The 14,840-nt window shown below is 69.5% G+C and carries 20 protein-coding genes and 1 pseudogene; 7 read left to right on the forward strand and 14 right to left on the reverse strand.

Annotated features, from left to right (window positions below):
- Positions 1-564 precede the first annotated feature (564 nt).
- Both ACFC79_RS29705 and ACFC79_RS29710 read left to right on the forward strand, forming a co-directional pair.
- The gene (locus tag ACFC79_RS29705) at positions 565-2,982 is read left to right on the forward strand and encodes a Helicase associated domain protein (protein ID WP_376246334.1); all 2,418 of its coding nucleotides are present in this window, start codon (positions 565-567) and stop codon (positions 2,980-2,982) included.
- Entirely contained in the window at positions 2,979-3,614 is a 636-nt protein-coding gene (locus ACFC79_RS29710; RefSeq protein WP_376246337.1) for a hypothetical protein, read from the forward strand. The genes ACFC79_RS29705 and ACFC79_RS29710 overlap by 4 nt, the downstream gene beginning before the upstream one ends.
- 206 nt (positions 3,615-3,820) lie before the next feature.
- On the opposite strand, the gene ACFC79_RS29715 is transcribed toward ACFC79_RS29710, so the two are convergent.
- The 10 genes from ACFC79_RS29715 to ACFC79_RS29760 all read right to left on the reverse strand — a co-directional run bounded on the left by ACFC79_RS29715 (position 3,821) and on the right by ACFC79_RS29760 (position 9,981).
- Positions 3,821-5,488, reverse strand: coding sequence for a hypothetical protein (locus tag ACFC79_RS29715; RefSeq protein ID WP_376246340.1), 1,668 nt, complete (start codon positions 5,486-5,488; stop codon positions 3,821-3,823).
- 75 nt (positions 5,489-5,563) lie between these two features.
- Positions 5,564-5,974: a hypothetical protein gene (locus ACFC79_RS29720; protein ID WP_376246343.1), complete on the reverse strand. Its 411-nt coding sequence runs from the start codon at positions 5,972-5,974 to the stop codon at positions 5,564-5,566.
- A 99-nt stretch (positions 5,975-6,073) separates the two neighbouring features.
- Entirely contained in the window at positions 6,074-6,316 is a 243-nt protein-coding gene (locus ACFC79_RS29725) for a hypothetical protein (RefSeq protein ID WP_376246346.1), read from the reverse strand.
- 169 nt (positions 6,317-6,485) lie between these two features.
- Positions 6,486-6,917, reverse strand: coding sequence for a hypothetical protein (locus ACFC79_RS29730; protein WP_376246349.1), 432 nt, complete (start codon positions 6,915-6,917; stop codon positions 6,486-6,488).
- Positions 6,918-6,964: 47 nt separating this feature from the next.
- Positions 6,965-7,399, reverse strand: coding sequence for a DUF6415 family natural product biosynthesis protein (locus ACFC79_RS29735; RefSeq protein ID WP_376246352.1), 435 nt, complete (start codon positions 7,397-7,399; stop codon positions 6,965-6,967).
- Positions 7,396-7,581, reverse strand: a complete 186-nt coding sequence (locus ACFC79_RS29740; protein WP_376246354.1) for a hypothetical protein — start codon at positions 7,579-7,581, stop codon at positions 7,396-7,398. The genes ACFC79_RS29735 and ACFC79_RS29740 overlap by 4 nt, the downstream gene beginning before the upstream one ends.
- Positions 7,582-7,675: 94 nt before the next feature.
- Positions 7,676-8,524 carry a helix-turn-helix domain-containing protein gene (locus ACFC79_RS29745; protein WP_376246357.1) on the reverse strand — a complete coding sequence of 283 codons (849 nt, stop codon included), beginning with the start codon at positions 8,522-8,524 and terminating at the stop codon, positions 7,676-7,678.
- Between the two features lie 16 nt (positions 8,525-8,540).
- Positions 8,541-9,086: a DUF6879 family protein gene (locus tag ACFC79_RS29750; RefSeq protein ID WP_376246360.1), complete on the reverse strand. Its 546-nt coding sequence runs from the start codon at positions 9,084-9,086 to the stop codon at positions 8,541-8,543.
- Positions 9,043-9,321: a hypothetical protein gene (locus tag ACFC79_RS29755; protein ID WP_376246363.1), complete on the reverse strand. Its 279-nt coding sequence runs from the start codon at positions 9,319-9,321 to the stop codon at positions 9,043-9,045. Before ACFC79_RS29755 ends, ACFC79_RS29750 begins: the two co-directional genes overlap by 44 nt.
- Before the next feature lie 126 nt (positions 9,322-9,447).
- Positions 9,448-9,981, reverse strand: a complete 534-nt coding sequence (locus ACFC79_RS29760) for an AAA family ATPase (RefSeq protein ID WP_376246614.1) — start codon at positions 9,979-9,981, stop codon at positions 9,448-9,450.
- Positions 9,982-10,265: 284 nt separating this feature from the next.
- Between ACFC79_RS29760 and ACFC79_RS29765 the strand changes: the two genes are divergently transcribed.
- On the forward strand, positions 10,266-10,472 hold the full coding sequence (locus tag ACFC79_RS29765; RefSeq protein WP_376246366.1) for a DUF6207 family protein: 207 nt from the start codon (positions 10,266-10,268) through the stop codon (positions 10,470-10,472).
- 208 nt (positions 10,473-10,680) lie between these two features.
- On the opposite strand, the gene ACFC79_RS29770 is transcribed toward ACFC79_RS29765, so the two are convergent.
- Positions 10,681-11,784, reverse strand: coding sequence for a helicase HerA domain-containing protein (locus ACFC79_RS29770; RefSeq protein ID WP_376246617.1), 1,104 nt, complete (start codon positions 11,782-11,784; stop codon positions 10,681-10,683).
- The gene (locus tag ACFC79_RS29775; protein WP_376246369.1) at positions 11,682-12,533 is read right to left on the reverse strand and encodes a hypothetical protein; all 852 of its coding nucleotides are present in this window, start codon (positions 12,531-12,533) and stop codon (positions 11,682-11,684) included. The genes ACFC79_RS29770 and ACFC79_RS29775 overlap by 103 nt, the downstream gene beginning before the upstream one ends.
- A 170-nt stretch (positions 12,534-12,703) precedes the next feature.
- On the opposite strand from ACFC79_RS29775, the gene ACFC79_RS29780 reads away from it, so the two are divergent.
- Both ACFC79_RS29780 and ACFC79_RS29785 read left to right on the forward strand, forming a co-directional pair.
- Entirely contained in the window at positions 12,704-12,976 is a 273-nt protein-coding gene (locus ACFC79_RS29780) for a hypothetical protein (RefSeq protein ID WP_376246372.1), read from the forward strand.
- A complete protein-coding gene (locus ACFC79_RS29785) occupies positions 12,973-13,290 on the forward strand; it encodes a DUF6233 domain-containing protein (RefSeq protein ID WP_376246375.1) in 318 nt (105 codons plus the stop codon). The genes ACFC79_RS29780 and ACFC79_RS29785 overlap by 4 nt, the downstream gene beginning before the upstream one ends.
- A gap of 34 nt (positions 13,291-13,324) precedes the next feature.
- Here the strand turns inward: ACFC79_RS29785 and ACFC79_RS29790 are convergent, their stop codons facing one another.
- A complete protein-coding gene (locus ACFC79_RS29790) occupies positions 13,325-13,510 on the reverse strand; it encodes a hypothetical protein (RefSeq protein ID WP_376246628.1) in 186 nt (61 codons plus the stop codon).
- Here ACFC79_RS29790 and ACFC79_RS29795 point away from each other — a divergent pair.
- Positions 13,509-13,643, forward strand: a pseudogene (locus tag ACFC79_RS29795) (helix-turn-helix transcriptional regulator); the annotation flags it as partial. The gene ACFC79_RS29790 and the pseudogene ACFC79_RS29795 sit on opposite strands and share 2 nt — an antisense overlap.
- A 24-nt stretch (positions 13,644-13,667) precedes the next feature.
- On the opposite strand, the gene ACFC79_RS29800 reads toward ACFC79_RS29795, so the two are convergent.
- On the reverse strand, positions 13,668-14,255 hold the full coding sequence (locus ACFC79_RS29800; RefSeq protein WP_376246631.1) for a hypothetical protein: 588 nt from the start codon (positions 14,253-14,255) through the stop codon (positions 13,668-13,670).
- Between the two features lie 135 nt (positions 14,256-14,390).
- Between ACFC79_RS29800 and ACFC79_RS29805 the strand changes: the two genes are divergently transcribed.
- Positions 14,391-14,765, forward strand: coding sequence for a hypothetical protein (locus ACFC79_RS29805; RefSeq protein ID WP_376246634.1), 375 nt, complete (start codon positions 14,391-14,393; stop codon positions 14,763-14,765).
- Positions 14,766-14,840 lie beyond the last annotated feature (75 nt).

Below are 14,840 nucleotides of genomic sequence, written 5' to 3' on the forward strand. Positions count from 1 at the left end.
GAGCGGGATATGACCCGGCAAGCCGGGTCATAGAGCGCGAATTGCGCAAGCGCAATTCGGATTCCGGCGCAAGCGCCGGAATGGAATTCCGCAAGCGGAATTCCGAACGGAATGAAATTCGCGCAAGCGCGAATTGGAGGCGATCGCGCAAGCGCGATCACCGGGGCTGGCTACGAGGGGAGGTGCATCACGTGCGGGCCTGTGTAGGGCTTGGGAATCCCAGCCACCACCCCCGCAACGAGAGTGACGGACCGTCGGCCTGACAGGGTGCCGGCTCCACCGCAGTGACGGGCTCCGCTGCGCTCCACCCTGACATCCCCTCAACTCCCGAAACCGGCCGCTCACGTTCACCAATACCCCGCCAGCATACCCCATGAACCGTGCGCGCGGGGCAAGATTCGACCAAGTATCAGCCTACAGGGGGAAGCTGTCGTAAGGATGATGCATCACGTAGGCTAACTGTGTAGAGTCTGGGACGAGACACCACCACCCCGGCCCGCCACTCACCACGCCGGACTCTCATTCCTATTACGCGCCGCATTCCGCGAAAAGGAGAACACGGGAATGGCCGTGAAACTGCGTGAACACCAGATTGGGGCCGTAGCTGCCATCGTGCGCGGCCTCGATATCCCGCCGGGCGGCATTCCCTGGAATGGTCTGCGCGGGCAGGTGCACGCCGCGTGCGGAACGGGAAAGACCATCATCGCGGCGGCCTCCGCGAAAAGGATTGTGCCCCGGGGCCGCATTCTCGTGGTGGTGCCGACCCTGGATCTCCTGGCGCAGACGGTGAAGGCGTGGAGCGGGGCCGGGCACAAGGGGCCGGCGGTCATGGTGTGCTCGCCGCTGGACGATCCGGAGCTGTGGCACCTGGGCGTCCGGTCCACCACGAACCCCGTGCAGCTGGCGCTGTGGCACTCCACGGGGCCGGTGACCATCTACGCCACCTACGCGTCGCTGGGCGTGCTCGTGGAGGCGTTCGAGGGCGCCTACGGGCAGAAGCTCGCCCCGGTGGACCTGGCGGTGGTCGATGAGGCGCACCGGACCAGTGGGTCGATGGGTAAGGCGTGGGCGGACATCCACGACCAGACGAAGATCCCGGCGCACCGCCGGCTGTACCTGACGGCGACGCCGCGGATCTGGGAGGAGCGGCTGAACCGGGAGGTCGCCGAGGGGGTGCGCGATCCGCTGCCGCGCGAGATGGCGGCCTCCATGGATGACGAGAAGGTCTTCGGGCCGGTCCTCTACAAGCTCTCGCTCGCGTCGGCGGTGTCGCGCAAGCTGCTGGCGCGGTACCAGATCATCGTCCTGGAGCTCCAGGACCCGGTCGTCACCCCGGAGCGGCTGATGGGCGAGGAGCGGCACACCGAGGAGGTCCGCGGGCAGCGCCTGGGCGCCCTCCAGGCCGCGCTGCTGCACACCATGGAGCAGCACAACCTCCAGACCTGCATCACCTTCCACCACCGGACCATAGAGGCCGCGGCGTACGCGGAGGGCCTTCAGCGGGTGGCCAAGCGGCTGCACGCCGACCAGCCGGAGAAGTACCCGGCGGAGATCTGGGCGGACTGGCTGTGCGGCGAGCACGTCCCGGAGCGCCGGCGGGAGGTGCTGGGCAAGTTCGGCTCCACCGCCCGGCGCGCGGTCCTGTCGAACTGCCGCGTCCTCGGGGAGGGCGTGGACATCCGGGCCGTGGACTCCGTGGCCCTGCTGGACCCCAAGGGCGCGCCGCACGACATCGTGCAGGCCATCGGCCGCGCGCTGCGCCAGAAGCCCGGCGAAGGAAAGCTCGCTTCTCTGATCGTGCCGGTTTTCCTCCAGCCCGATGAATCGCCGGAAGATATGTTCACCTCGGGTTCGTACCGGCCTTTGGTGAAGGTATTGGAAGGTCTGCGGGCTCACGATGAAGAGGCCGTGGAATTGCTGGCGATCCCGCAGGAGCCTCAGAAGGCTGACGTGCAGCCCTCCGAATACATCGGTGCCGCGCCCGGTGATAACGAGGAAGAAACCCGGCTGCTGCTCCGTTTTGCGGCTCCGCGTGATCCGGTGATGGTCGCGAACTGGGTGTCCTTCAACGTGATCGACACGGAGCGGCAGGACTGGGCGAGGGGCTGGGCGAAGCTCAAGGAGTTCACCGAGCGTGAGGGCCACGCCCGGGTGCCGTACGAGCACAAGGAGGGCGCGTTCCCGCTGGGGACCTGGGTCGCGGAGCAGCGACGCGCGTACGGGGCCGGGCAGATGAACGGCCGGCGGGCGGCGCGACTGGAGAAGCTGGGCATGGCGTGGTCGGCGGCCGATGCGCGGTTCCAGGAGAACTTGGCGGCGGCGCGGGTGTACTTCGAGGAGCACTGGACGCTGTGCGCTCCGAGGTCGGCGGCGGCGCTGGACAAGCCGGTGGGGCAGTGGCTGTCCAACCTGCGCCGCCCGGGCGCGCTGTCCGGACACCCGGAGTGGGAGGCCGCGCTCCTGGCCGTGGATGAGGACTGGAACCCGTCGTGGCCGGCGGAGTGGCAGCGGCACTTCGCCGCGCTGCGCGAGCTGGTGCGCGATGAAGAGGGCCCGGCGGAGGTCCTGCCGGGGTTCACGGTGCACGGGATGGACGTGGGGAAGTGGCTGGCCCGGCAGCGGAAGCCCGAGGTATGGGCGGCCCTGGCGGAGGGTCAGCGTGAGCGCCTGGAGGCTGTCGGTGTCACCCCGCTCCCGGTGACTGTGCTCCCGGAGGCCCCAACTCCCCTGGTGGAGCCGGGTGTGCCCACCGGGTCGTCCATGGCGCCCGTGAGCGCCTTCGAGAAGGGCGTTGCGGCCCTGGCGCAGTACAAGGCCCGCACGGGCTCTCTGGTGGTCCCCAGGGCCCACGTAGAGGCGTTGCCGGACGGGACAGAGGTCAAGCTCGGGGTGTTCCTCAGCAACACCAAGAGCCGCCGCGCGAAGCTGACCGTCGACAAGCTCGCCGCGCTGGCCGGCCTCGGACTGGGGTGGGCGGCATGAGCGAGCCCGAGATCGTGGCGGAACTCCGGCCGATGCGCGGCAGTGATGGCCAGGTTTACTTCCGGGCCCCGGACGTCGCTGCACTGCTGCGGAGCGTCGCGGTCTCCTGGGACGACTCCGCGGTCGGCGACGCTCCGGCATGGGCGCCGGCCGGGGGTGACGTGACGCTGCTCGACGCGGGCACCGTGCGTACCCTCGCCGATGTCCTGCGCGTCCAGGCCGATGAGATCGACCTTCAGTCCATCGCCCTGACCAGCAACGGAGTTGAAGTCAGACCGGATTCGACACCTGCGCCGAAGCCGCCCAACCCGGTTGGGACGGAGAAGGCCGTCTCCCTGCTGTTGTCCGACCCTGGGGTGCAGGAGGTACGGGCCCGGGTGGAGGCGGCGGAGACGGAGCTCGGCATGGAGCTGTGCGCCCGCCTCCGGCCGTTCCAGGATCGCTACGACCAGGCCGTGCGCGACGGCGACGCGGCCCGGCTCACCGAGGTCTGTCCGGGCAAGCACGGCCGCTGGGGACGGATCTGCGTCCTGCCCGCCGGTCACGAGACCTCGATGGAGGAACCGCACTGGGGCCGCAACAGCGAGGGCCGGCCGATCGCGTGGGTGGGCAGCGCACCCGACGACTGGTGAGTGGCGGGTGAGGCCGGCGACAGGACCCCGGGGCGCAGGGCGGCCCGGGGTCCTTCGCTGCCCGGGGCCAGAGGCGCCGTACCCAGGCCCTACACGCACTTGAGTGCGATGCCCCGGGGGTCTGAGCTGCGACATCGCACTGGTGTGCGTGTAGGGCCTGGGATCTTCGGGGCCGCTCCCCCTCCGCAGGCAGCGTGGCGGCCGGTCTAGTCAGGGAGCGGGAGGAACAGCACGGTGAGCGCGGCTTGCAGGGCTAGAGCGATCCGGTGGCGGGACGGGGTGTCCGTCAGGTCGTGGAGGACATCGTTGCGCAGGTTGATGCCCTCGGTGGGCCCGCCGAGCAGGGTGCGGAAGGCGGTCGGCCATGGCTCGGGGTATCCGACGTCCTCCATGCCCTTGATGAGGGAGCCGAGCTGGCTGACCTGGCCCGGCCTGTCGCCCTGGGCGTGCTGGATGACGGCGACGTCAGCCTGCCGGAGACGGCGGCGGAGCAGGCCTTCGACGCGCGGCAGGACGAGCGCGATGGAGGTGTCGTCGTCGTGCTCCCAGAAGGCGTCCAGGGCACGGACCAGTCCTCGCATGCGGCTGGCCGGTGCGATCGGGGGATCTGTGAGCGCAACGAGCAGTTGGTCGGTGGTGGGGGCGAAGCGCTCCTTGACCTGGTCGAGCTGGGCTTCGAGGCGGAGCCCGTGGAACTCCATGGAGAGGACCCGGGCGTTGATGAGGTCCTGGCCGGCGGGGCTGTCCGTGTCCGAGGTGCTGGTCACCAACGGCCCGTTGAGGTTCAGGCGCAGTGAGGGCATTCGAATCAGGCCGTGCTGTTCGAAATCGACCGGGTCCACGAAGCTGGGGAGCGTACTGGCGATGGTACGCAGCGCCTGGTCGAGATTGTCGGTCGCGTTGATGGCGGCCCGTGCAGCGTCGAGGAAAGCTGTCGGCAGGTTGCTCTGGGTGTGGACGCGGATGAGGCCCAGTTCCTGCGTGTCGATCTTCTGCTGGATGCGGCGGATCTGGTCCAGGGCGTCGCTGAGTCCGTGGGCGCGCGCGAACTCGGCGGCCTGTTCCAGGTGCATGAGCTGGGCGAGCCCTTCCTGGCCCTTGGCGTGGCTGATCAGGGCGGTGATGATTCGTTCGTCGATCTGGCGCTGGGCGCCCGGGTCGGATTCGGTGCGGCGCAAATCCTTGAGGAACTCGACCTGCACTAGGGACCCGTCGCGGCAGCCGTCGACGGCTCGCTGGATCAACGGGCGAAGGCGGGGGTGGTTCTTCTTGTCCCCCAGCAGCGGCTCGGTCATGGCGGTGATGACGCCGTGGTCTGGCTCAGGATAGGAGAGCATCACGGTCACGAGGTCGAGCATCTCGGTGATGATGTCCGTGAGCTGCGGCTGGCGGAACTTCGCGGCTAGATCGCGAGCGGTGCGCAGGGCATCCACGGCCTCCCACCGGCTTACCGGTGCATGAGGGCTGGTGTCGGCCAGCAGGAGGGAAGCGGCGTTCCGGTAGTGGGCGATGGCCGCCTGCAGGTGCATGGCAGGGCGCTCCCCGTGCTGGATCGTCCAGAGCAGGTGGTGCAGCCGCGCGGACACGGCCGGGTGCACTGTGGTGTCGGCGTATGCGGTCCAGACAGCGTGCACGCTGGGCGGAAGCTGGTTCGGAGTGCCAGCCCAGGCTTCGGGGCCGGCACCGCGGTAGGAGCCCGTGAATTTGCCGTCGGGCTGACGGACGAAGAACATCGCCGCACCGAGTACGTGCAGATGCTCCCTTTCCGCCTCAGAGCGGTCTTCCGCATCGGCAGCCGCCGCGAGCACGGTCACCAGCTGCGTGTACGAGATGAACGGGGCGCTCGCGCCGTCTAGCGATTTCAGAACTGCCACCTGAACTGCCACCATAAGGCCCGATCTTTCCCTAACAACCCATTTCTGTCAGCCGGTTATCTCTGTCAGTCCTCTTCAGTCTCCGTGGCGGTGATCCCCGCGGCGGCTTCTTCGTCGGTCAGGAGCAGCACCTGCGTCGGGTGGGTGTTCCAGCCCTGCACGACGTGGACGCGGCCCAGGGTGGGGTTGGTCTCCGGGGCCGAGGCGCTCCCAGGTGCAGGTGGTCACCCGGCCCATGACCTTGGTGGAGAAGTTCTCGCGCCCCTCACCGAGGATGCCGGTGGCGAGCTGGGAGGTGGCGAGGATGTGGATGCGGGCCTGGGGGCCGGCGAAGAGCACGCACTCGAAGGCGTCGACGGCCGGGGACGTCTTGGGGTCGTCCTTCTCCCGGATCGTGTCCCAGCAGCGGGCCAGCCGGCGCAGGGCGGTGTCGGCGGCCTCGAACACCAGCGTCAGGCGCGCCAGGCCGTCGTCGTCACCGCGCACTCGGGTGGAGTGGGCGGAGGTGTAGGCGCGCTGGAGACGCCACGAGGGGCCGTGCCTGACGGCACAGCCCCTCTGTGCATCTCGCGGCAGCCGACTCGCTCAAGCGGCGGCCTTTCGAGCTCGGGCGGTCAGCGCGTCGTGCAGGATGCCGTCAGGCGTGTGTGCCATGCGTAGCAGTTCACGGATTACTTCGGCCTTGTCCCAGCGGCTGCCGGTCTGGTTCCTCAGTTCCAGGAGCCATCTGTCGATCTCCAGGGCCTCGCTCGGGTCGAAGCGGACCGTCGTCGGGATGGCTCCATCTGCTTTCGGGGCGGGCCGGGGAGCTGTGTCATACGTCGTCATGCCTGTTTCAACGAGCCGAGCGTGTGGCAGAAACTTCTCCCAGCTCCCACAGGAGCAACTCGGCGGACGGCACAGCAAACAGGGCAGGTGCTGGACACCCAGCACGCGATCGGCAGGCGGATCCTGTGGTTGGGCCCACCATTCCGGCAGGCCCAACCACAGGTCGTTTTCACCCGCCTTCTGCCGCTGTACCCGGCTTTCCCTTGCCGGGCAGCGGCATTTCCGGGATCTGGCCCGGGTGGTAAATCCGCCGGTTCTCGCCGGACGTAGACAGCAGCACAGTGTCGCCATTGGCGTCAGTGTCGATAGGTCTGGCGTCTCCGTCGGAGTACACGGCCCAGGCCACCACCGGATCGGCGAACGAGGTCCTCTCACCTGGGTCCTGCCACTCCGTCATCCAACCCCCACCCGGGACGACACCCACGATCTGACGGCGCTCACGGACTTCCTTGAAGCCCTCGATGTTCTGTGCTCGTCGCAGCTCATTGCGCCACAGCACCAGCGGTTCGCCTTCGTCGTCCCAGGCGTGCACGGGGCGAGACTCATCGGGCAGGCGGCCTCGATCAAAGATGGCTTCGGTGGGCACGGTCGCCGGAATCATGAGTCCTCCACAGATAGGTGATCTGCCAGTTTCGCGGGCCCACGTCGTCAGCGGGCCTGGCCAGCCGTATTCGGCCGGTTTTGAGTTCCTGGCGCTGTCGCAGGGTGTCCGAGCACGGCCTCCAACCGGTCCAGCCGTGTGTAGAGGGCCCGTACGAGGCGGGCGCGGTTCTGGGCGCAGCGGGCGGTGCCTTGCAGCGGGGCGGACAGTCGTCCGTCGGCTTCGCGGAGGATGACTTCGGCGAGGGCGCCGCGGCCGTCGTTCTTGGGCAGGGCGGCGGCGTGGCGGCGGACGTCGGCGGCGAGGGCGCGGGCGTGCCCGGTGAGCTGGAGGGCGATCTGCTCGTAGTCGCGGGGTTGGAGGTGCGGGTTCTTCCATGCGAGGACGGCGGTGACGAGTGCTTCGTACGGGGCGCGGTCCAGCGGGAGTTCGGCCTCGATCAGGCCGTGGGGGTCGTAGAGCACGGTGTGCGTGTCGCTCATCGGCGGCCCGCCGCGTCGTCCTGGTCGTGGTCGCCGGTGCTGGCGGCCGGGGCCTGGGCGGCGAGGAAGCGGGCGTAGCCGCGGTCGGCGCGGGCGATCAGCGCCTGGGAAGGCCGACCGTAGTCGGACGGCTGGAGGCCGGGGCCTTGTGGCGCGGGGCCGGGGGGTGTGGGTGCGCTCATGGGGCACCGCCTCCGTTGCTGGTGCGTCGGTGTCGTTCGACGCTACGGAGACCGCCGGTCGTTCCTCAACGAGATTGCGGGAAATTGCGGAAGTTCACTCCAGGGCGTCCATCGCGGCCTGGATGAGGGCGCGGGCGTCGTCGCCATGGACAGCCATCTCCGAGAGGCCGGCGAACGCCTTGGCGTAGTCGGAGAGTTCGCGCGGCTGCTTGACCTTGATCTCCGCCGTCAGGGTCTCCACGACGGCCGTGGTGTCGTCGTGGAGGTAGAACGCTTCCAACGGCCATACGGTGCGCTGCGCGGTGAACGGGATGATCCCCAGCGAGACCGAGGCGAGGGGCATCACGGCCAGGAGGTGGCGCAGCTGCCCGCGCATAGCGTCGGGGTCGGCGGTGCGGTAGCGCAGGACGGACTCTTCCATGAGGACGACGTAGCGGTGGCCGCCCTCGTAGAGGAACCGGGAGCGGGCGACTCTGGCGGCGACCGCTTCGGTGACGTCGTTCGGCGTGCCCTGGAAGGCGGTGATCTGGCCCATGAGGGCGGTGGCGAAGCCGGGCGTCTGGAAGAAGCCCGGCGGCACGTTGGAGACGTAGGCCCGGCAGACGCGGGTGCGCTCGTGCAAGGTGTTCCAGTCCTGTTGGACCTTGCGCATGCCGCCTCTGTGCAGGCGGCGCCACTCCAGGTACATCGAGTCGACCGCGCGGGCGGTGGCGATGAGGTCGTCGGCCTGGTCGTCGGCGCCGCACGCCGCGCACCAGGCCCGGATGTCGCTGTCCGAGGGCGGGGCGTCGCCCTTCTGGATGCGGGTGGTCTTCGCCGGGTGCCAGCCGCACCGGGCGGAGAGGACCTTCCCGGTGAGGCCGGCGTCCCTGCGCAGGTGCGTGAGCCGCACAGCCAGCGCCTCACGGGCTGCCTGTGCACTGGACGATGGGGATGCGGTCATGGGGCTGCTCAGGGGCCTAGACGGTGTACTTCTCGTGCGGGACGCCGCGCTCCCACACGGTCTCGAAGGCGGTGGCGCACAGCGCGGCCGCGGCCGGGTCGACGGTGCGCTCTTTGCCGTCCGGTGCCCAGTCGCCGGTGCCGGTGAAGTGGTGGAACTGCACGAGCCGTCCGTCCAGGAGCCAGAAGTCGTTGCCGGGCAGCGGGATGTCGGACGCCCGGCGGCGGGACAGCCAGCGCACGTCCTCTCCGGCCTGGAGGTTGAGCGGGGTGATGGCGTGCTCGTAGCGGATGTAGTCGGTGACCGGCTCGGAGACGATCCGCGCGCGGCGCATCACCACGCCGCGGGCTACCGCGCCCTTGACGAGCGGCATCCACTGAGGCCAGAACGAGCGGGCCGGGTCGAGGTTCGGGACGCCAGTGCGCAGGAAGGCGGCGTAGTCGTCGGTCTCGTCGCCGACGGCGTAGACGTCGCGCATCTCCAGGTGGACCGCCGTGTGATGGGTGTCGGCGAGCAGCTCAGCGAACGTCGCGGTGTTCAGCTGCTGCGCGTTCAGCGGCATCGCACGCCTCCCTCAGAATCTGCACCATGCGGAACGGAATCCGGATAACCCGCTCGTGCGCGGGGATCCCCGTCTTGTGGCCGACGACCCACTCGGTGGAGCCGACCAGGGACTTCAGGAGTGCGTCGGCTTCCTCGCCCTGGAGGACCAGGTCCGCGCTCTCCTCTTCCACCCACACCGTCGCTGATCCCTCGCCACCAGTGTTCGGGTCGATCCCGACGAACCGTAACGCCATGACGCTCTCCCCTGTCGAGTCCGTTGCGTGTAGTTGCGCAACGACCGTCCTGCGCCGCGGCGCAGGCGTCAAGGCCGCGGGGGCTCGCTCGCACGCCGGAGTACGGGCCGTATGGGGCCGGATGTGTCACCGATCGAGGGCCGGAAGGCCGTCCAGGCCGGTGTCGCGCATGATGCGCTCGACGGTCGCGGCGAGAGTGCTGGCCGCGTCGATGACAGTCTCGGCTCCCCCGGCCAGCAGGTCTCGCGGCCGGTACCAGTCCCTCAGCTGCGCCTCGCTGACAGAGTCGGCGATCGGCTTCGTGATGTGCCGGGCCATGGTTTCCTCGAACGGCACGTCCAGGTAGTAGCCGTGGGTCGGGCCGCAGTGGTCGGCGTGCAGCCGGGCGAGCATGTCGCCGTAGTGGTCGGCGTGGAGGATGCCTTCCAGGACGACGTGATACCCGGCGTCCAGGGCGTAGCGGGCCGTCAGGTCGATCAAGCCGATGTTCGCCGCGCCGGGGCGGTCGCGCTCGCGGAGCACGGTACGGCGGAGGTTGTCCTGGCCGACCAGGGCCAGGCCTCGGCCGAACCGCTCGCGGAGGCCGGCCGCGACGGACGACTTGCCCGAGGCGCTGTTGCCGCGCAGAACAACCAGCCGGGTTTGTTCGGTGCCCACCATCACGCCGGTCACGCTACCGACGGCCGGTGACACGGTTGCCCTCCATCCGCAGGCCGCCTGATGAGTGGTGCGGCGTCGCTCGGCAGGGCGGAGCGGGGTGCCGACGAATAGGAAGGTGCAGCCCGCCCGGCCCTGTCAGCGGGCGTGGCTGCGTCTCCCTGTCTACGGACCGGGCACGGTTGGCGCGACCGGTATCGGGCGAGCTGGTTGCCACGCTCCCTCGTACGGGTTACTTCTCCTGCGGCCGGCGAACCAGGCACCTGGGTGAGGCCGTCGGTGGAGGCATGAAGACCGATGAGCAGCATGTCGCCGAGCCGGGGCTCGTGGTCCTGGACATCACCGCCGCGGACGAGGACACCCTGTGTGCGGTGATGGACGGTCTCCAGCAGCGGTGGGCGACCTCGGGTATCGCGCCGGTGCGGCGTCTGCCGGGTGAGGCCGGAGTCCGGGCACGGGTGTATGCCGACGTGTACCGGCCTGGAGCGCAGTGATGTCTCGGCATCTCGGTCTTCTGCGGCACCGGAGCGTGCATGTTCGCGGGCTCGCTCGACCAGTTCGATGCCCGTCACGTGGACCGGGGTCTTGCTCGCGCGCTCTATTCCGGCACGGGCCGGGGCGAGCCCAGCCCGACCGAGCGACGGCTCGGCCTGGGTGGCGTCGCGCTTCGGGGACGGTGCCGGACCGCCAACTTAGGCGATCTCAGGCCGAGTGTTCTCCAGGGCTGGTCGGGTCGTTGGCGCGGGCGAAGCGCAGCGCGGCCAGGGTGATGCCGGGTAGGTGGTGTTCGGCGGCCTCGCGGAGCCCCACCGCCTGGTCGTCGTCGACCACGGCCGGGGCCGGGGTCGTCGGCGGCGTCGCAGTGGCGTTGGCCGTGAGCTCGCCGGGCGCGGCGGCCGGGGGCGGGGCCGGGGCGAGGTTCCGGGCGTCGGCGGGCCGGTCTCCGCTCGCGGGCGGCTCGGGGGCCGGCGGGAGGCCGGGGGTGGTGGGCCCAGTGTCGGGGAGGGAGTCGGCGGGAGGCTCCTGCAGCTGTACCGGGCGCGGGTGGGCGTCGGATGTGGCCGGGGCCGTCTTGCCGGTGGTGGCCCACTCGCGGGCTTCGGTCTCGGTGAAGAACAGGACCTGTGTCTCCCGCGCGCTGCCTCCGCTGACGACCTGGGCGCGGCCGTGGTGCTTGGTGGACTTCGGCGCCGGGTGGACCTCCGGGGTGAGCATCCGCCATGCGTTGACGCTGTAGCGGGCCAGGATGCGGGTGGAGAACTGCTCGCGGACCTCCGGGTCTCCGAGGGCGCGGGCTGTGGCGGACTGCGCAACCAGGAGGACGTGCATGCGCAGCTGGCGGCCCATGTAGAGGATCTCGTTGAGCGCGTCGACGGCCGGGGATGTCTTCGGGGCGCCGGACTCGCGGATCTTCTTCCAGTAGCGGGCCAGCTGCTTCATCGTCGCGTTGACCTCTTCGAGGAGGATCAGCAGCCGCGGGCCGATGGCCTTGGGGTCAGCGTCGATGCCGAGTTCGTCGGCGACGCGGGTTCGGCGCCGGCCTTCCATGCCGAGGGCGATGAGCTGGTCGTGGATGTCGGCGATGTCGCGGCAGTACGTGACGCCGGGCAGGCCGGACGCCCACGGGTGGGAGATCCGCTTGGTGTCCAGGACGAGCACGAGCGAGCCGTGGCGGAGCATCTGGCAGGCGATGCACCGCAGGGTCACCGACTTGCCGCCGCCCGTGGAGGCGTTGACCAGGATGTGCGGGGACTCCGCGTCCAGGTCGACGGAGACGATCCGACCGCTGGCACCGAACCCGATGATCGGCGCGGACTCCTTCGCCTTGGCCACCAGCTCCCCTGTCTGGGGTCCCTGAAGGCGGGCTTCGCCGGGGGCTTGCGGGTCTTCTTCACCGTCACGTACGTCTCGCGGCCCGCCAGGTGCCAGGAGAAGGTGAAGCCTTCCAGGGCGAGCTTGGTGGCGATGATGTCGGCGACCAGGTCGTTGGAGAAGTCCAGACGGCCCGGCACGTCCACGCGGATCACCGTGTCATCCTCGGAGAAGTTGCGCGGGATGTGGAGGTAGCGGCGCGGGTCGGTCTGCTCCGGCAGGCGCAGCGGCAGCGCCAGGGCTTCGTGCAGCGGGAGCGCCCACTCCCGCATCAGTTCCCGCCGCTCCCGGGAGAGCCACCCGTACGCCGCGCCGCCGACGGCCAGCACGGGGGCCGTGCCGATCCCGCCCGCCTCCAGCGCGGCGACGACCTGGTCGCGGTTCTCCCACAGGGACTGAAGGGACCGGGCTGTGGCATCGGGCCCCCGGCCGAGGAGGTAACCGCCCTCGGCAACCGCGGCCCCCAGTGTCGTCCGGACGGCGAAGCGCCGCCATCCGGCCCGGTACGACCGGCGCCGGACCCGGCCTTCGATGCCCGGCAGAACGCGGGTGCCAGCGCGCCAGAACGTCGCATCGGTACGCCGGATACTGTCGAGGTCGCGGTCGGCCAGTACGCGGCCGATGCCGAGCGCGAGGGATTCGGCGGACTCCTCCACCTGCTTGTCGAACTTCGTCTGCGCCATGCTGTCGACCGCCCTTTCATGCCGCATGTGCGTGAAGGCGTCACGATGCCGCCGGAAGCGGACACCTCACGCTGGGCAAGGACGCTAGGAAGATCCTCCTGTGCACAGAGATCGGTGCGGTGGGCTTCGACTCGGCAACTTATTCGAACACCTGCTCTAATGAATGAGTGATGTCCTTCCCGTTCCCCAACGATCTGATCGACCTCAAACGCCAGCAGCTCAGCACCTACCACCGGCTCACCCAGCCTGCCCCCGACACCGCGCGCCTGCGGCGGGAACTGATCCGGCTCATCCGCCTGATCGACTCCCACCCGTACTGGCAGGGCGGCTGGTCCACGGCAGGCCGGATGGAGCTCCACCACGCGGCCACAGCCGCCCGGCCCGCCGACCGCGAGCCCGGCACCTCCCCTGTGGTGTCCGTGCCCGGGGCGCGGCTGCAGTGAGTGAGCTGGAGAGCTGGCGGGCCGCGCTCGCCTGGCTGGGCTGGCAACACCGGCAGGCCGAACAAATGGTCCGCGCCCTGGAGACAGAACTGACCGCGACCAGAGCCCGCCGGCCTCCCCCAAAACCACCGGACTGGAAACTGGAGACCGCCCGGACCGCGTCCGGACTGAGAGGAGTACGGGTCCACATCGGTGACTGCTCAATGGACGACGGCCGAACGATCAGCCGAGGCGAAGCCCGCCGGGCACTCGCCGAAAGGATCGAACCCTGCTCGTACTACAGCCCCGAAAACGCACTCGGCATGGCCACCTGAGTCAGGCAGGGTCATGTAGCGGTGTGCATATCGCTCATCGTGCGCCCGCGTCGTTCTGGTCGTGGACGCCGGTGCTGGCGCCCGGGGCCTGGACGGCGGGAAAACGGGCGTAGGCGCGGGCGATCAGCGCCGAGGAGGTAGACCGAAGCCCCTGGGCAGGCGCGCCGAGTCGCCCATGGTTGGTTGCGTCGTCGTCGTCATCACGATTCCCTGAGGGCATGGTTCTGTCCTCTTTCTCCCCGCAAGCGTTGGCTCGTTGGCGTGAGCTGAGAGGTCTGAGCACTGAGGATCTCGCGGATGCGATCGGTGCCACGGCGCGTACGGTGCGTGCCTGGGAGGCGGGGAAGGCCACTCCTGGTAACCGCGCCGTCGCGGCTCTACGACAGGCTCTTGGCTGTGATGCGCAAGAGCTGTTCGGGCGCCAGAGGGGAACGGAGACGCTGGAGGACCTGCGGCATGATGCGGGTCTGAGCGCGGAGGAGGCATGTCGGGCGATCGGGCTCAAGCGTGGGGCCGCAGGGCTTCGTCCTGAGCGGCGCAAGCTGCGTGAACTGGAGCGCGGCCACGTAGTGAGAAGCCGTGAATGGGTAACCCCGCAGGGGGCTGGTCGGCTGGTTCGCCTCATGGCGCAGGTGTACGGGGTGCCGGAGCGGGTCGTCGTAGATGCGTGGAGACGCACCCGGCCCGGTGATGCTGTTCCAGTCCTGCCCGAGCCGGAAAGGCGGGACAACGGCCAGTTGCTCGAGCAGATCTGGGCTGCTCTCAATGACCGGCAACGAACATACCTGACCTGCATCTTCTGGCAGGACCAGGAAGCCGAGGCCGATCAGAGGCACCGTCGTTTCCTTGGCAGTGCAGGACGCAAGGCCGAGCAGTGGCGGCGGATGGATCTGGCGTTGTCCGCCCCGCCGGCCCTCATTGGCTATACGCGGCTCCAGGCCCGGCTGCGGCAGGAGGGTGTCCACGACCCGGGGGCCGGAGCGTCGATCGCAGCTCTGAAGAGGCGCCACCTAGTGGTGACATACCGCGATAAAGTTCACGTCGACGGTCTCGGAGATGTTCCTCGCACGCGCGTGGAACTCACCCGTCAAGGACGTGCCGTGGCACGGGCGGCTCTGGGCATCCCCCGGGAGGTCGGGCCACCGGCCCCGCTGCTGTCGCGGTGGCTGTGGGGCATTCTCGTGCGCGTCGCCATCAGCGGCGACGTAGGAGTGGACGGCTCGCTTGCGGGCAGAGGGCCGCACTTCCTTGCGGTCGGACGTAGCCCTGCTGGGCGGGCGCCGTCGCGCGGGTTCATCGAGCTGCGGCACCCGGTCGGTGTGGAGCATGGGCCGTACCGGTGGTTCGTAACGGAGTCGGGCTGGCGGCATATCCGTGACTACTGGGACTCCTACCGGGAGTTGTACCCGGATGTCGACGCCGACGGCTTCGCGCCTCCGTCCTCAGGGCTCCTGGAGCATCCGCCCGAGGGCTGACTGCGGAAAGGGACTTGAGGGGCGTCCAGTTCGCGTTCCTGGACGTACCCGAAAGCATGAGTTGTCCGCCCAACC

The organism is Streptomyces sp. NPDC056061 (assembly GCF_042266885.1).
Classification (GTDB): domain Bacteria; phylum Actinomycetota; class Actinomycetes; order Streptomycetales; family Streptomycetaceae; genus Streptomyces.

Excerpts from the sequence above, each read along its gene's own strand:
- ACFC79_RS29705 (WP_376246334.1), top strand. The coding sequence starts at position 565 with ATGGCCGTGAAACTGCGTGAACACCAGATTGGGGCCGTAGCTGCCATC.
- ACFC79_RS29710 (WP_376246337.1), top strand. The coding sequence starts at position 2,979 with ATGAGCGAGCCCGAGATCGTGGCGGAACTCCGGCCGATGCGCGGCAGT.
- ACFC79_RS29725 (WP_376246346.1), bottom strand. The coding sequence starts at position 6,316 with ATGACGACGTATGACACAGCTCCCCGGCCCGCCCCGAAAGCAGATGGA.
- ACFC79_RS29730 (WP_376246349.1), bottom strand. The coding sequence starts at position 6,917 with ATGATTCCGGCGACCGTGCCCACCGAAGCCATCTTTGATCGAGGCCGC.
- ACFC79_RS29735 (WP_376246352.1), bottom strand. The coding sequence starts at position 7,399 with ATGAGCGACACGCACACCGTGCTCTACGACCCCCACGGCCTGATCGAG.
- ACFC79_RS29740 (WP_376246354.1), bottom strand. The coding sequence starts at position 7,581 with ATGAGCGCACCCACACCCCCCGGCCCCGCGCCACAAGGCCCCGGCCTC.
- ACFC79_RS29745 (WP_376246357.1), bottom strand. The coding sequence starts at position 8,524 with ATGACCGCATCCCCATCGTCCAGTGCACAGGCAGCCCGTGAGGCGCTG.
- ACFC79_RS29750 (WP_376246360.1), bottom strand. The coding sequence starts at position 9,086 with ATGCCGCTGAACGCGCAGCAGCTGAACACCGCGACGTTCGCTGAGCTG.
- ACFC79_RS29755 (WP_376246363.1), bottom strand. The coding sequence starts at position 9,321 with ATGGCGTTACGGTTCGTCGGGATCGACCCGAACACTGGTGGCGAGGGA.
- ACFC79_RS29760 (WP_376246614.1), bottom strand. The coding sequence starts at position 9,981 with ATGGTGGGCACCGAACAAACCCGGCTGGTTGTTCTGCGCGGCAACAGC.
- ACFC79_RS29765 (WP_376246366.1), top strand. The coding sequence starts at position 10,266 with ATGAAGACCGATGAGCAGCATGTCGCCGAGCCGGGGCTCGTGGTCCTG.
- ACFC79_RS29775 (WP_376246369.1), bottom strand. The coding sequence starts at position 12,533 with ATGGCGCAGACGAAGTTCGACAAGCAGGTGGAGGAGTCCGCCGAATCC.
- ACFC79_RS29780 (WP_376246372.1), top strand. The coding sequence starts at position 12,704 with ATGTCCTTCCCGTTCCCCAACGATCTGATCGACCTCAAACGCCAGCAG.
- ACFC79_RS29790 (WP_376246628.1), bottom strand. The coding sequence starts at position 13,510 with ATGCCCTCAGGGAATCGTGATGACGACGACGACGCAACCAACCATGGG.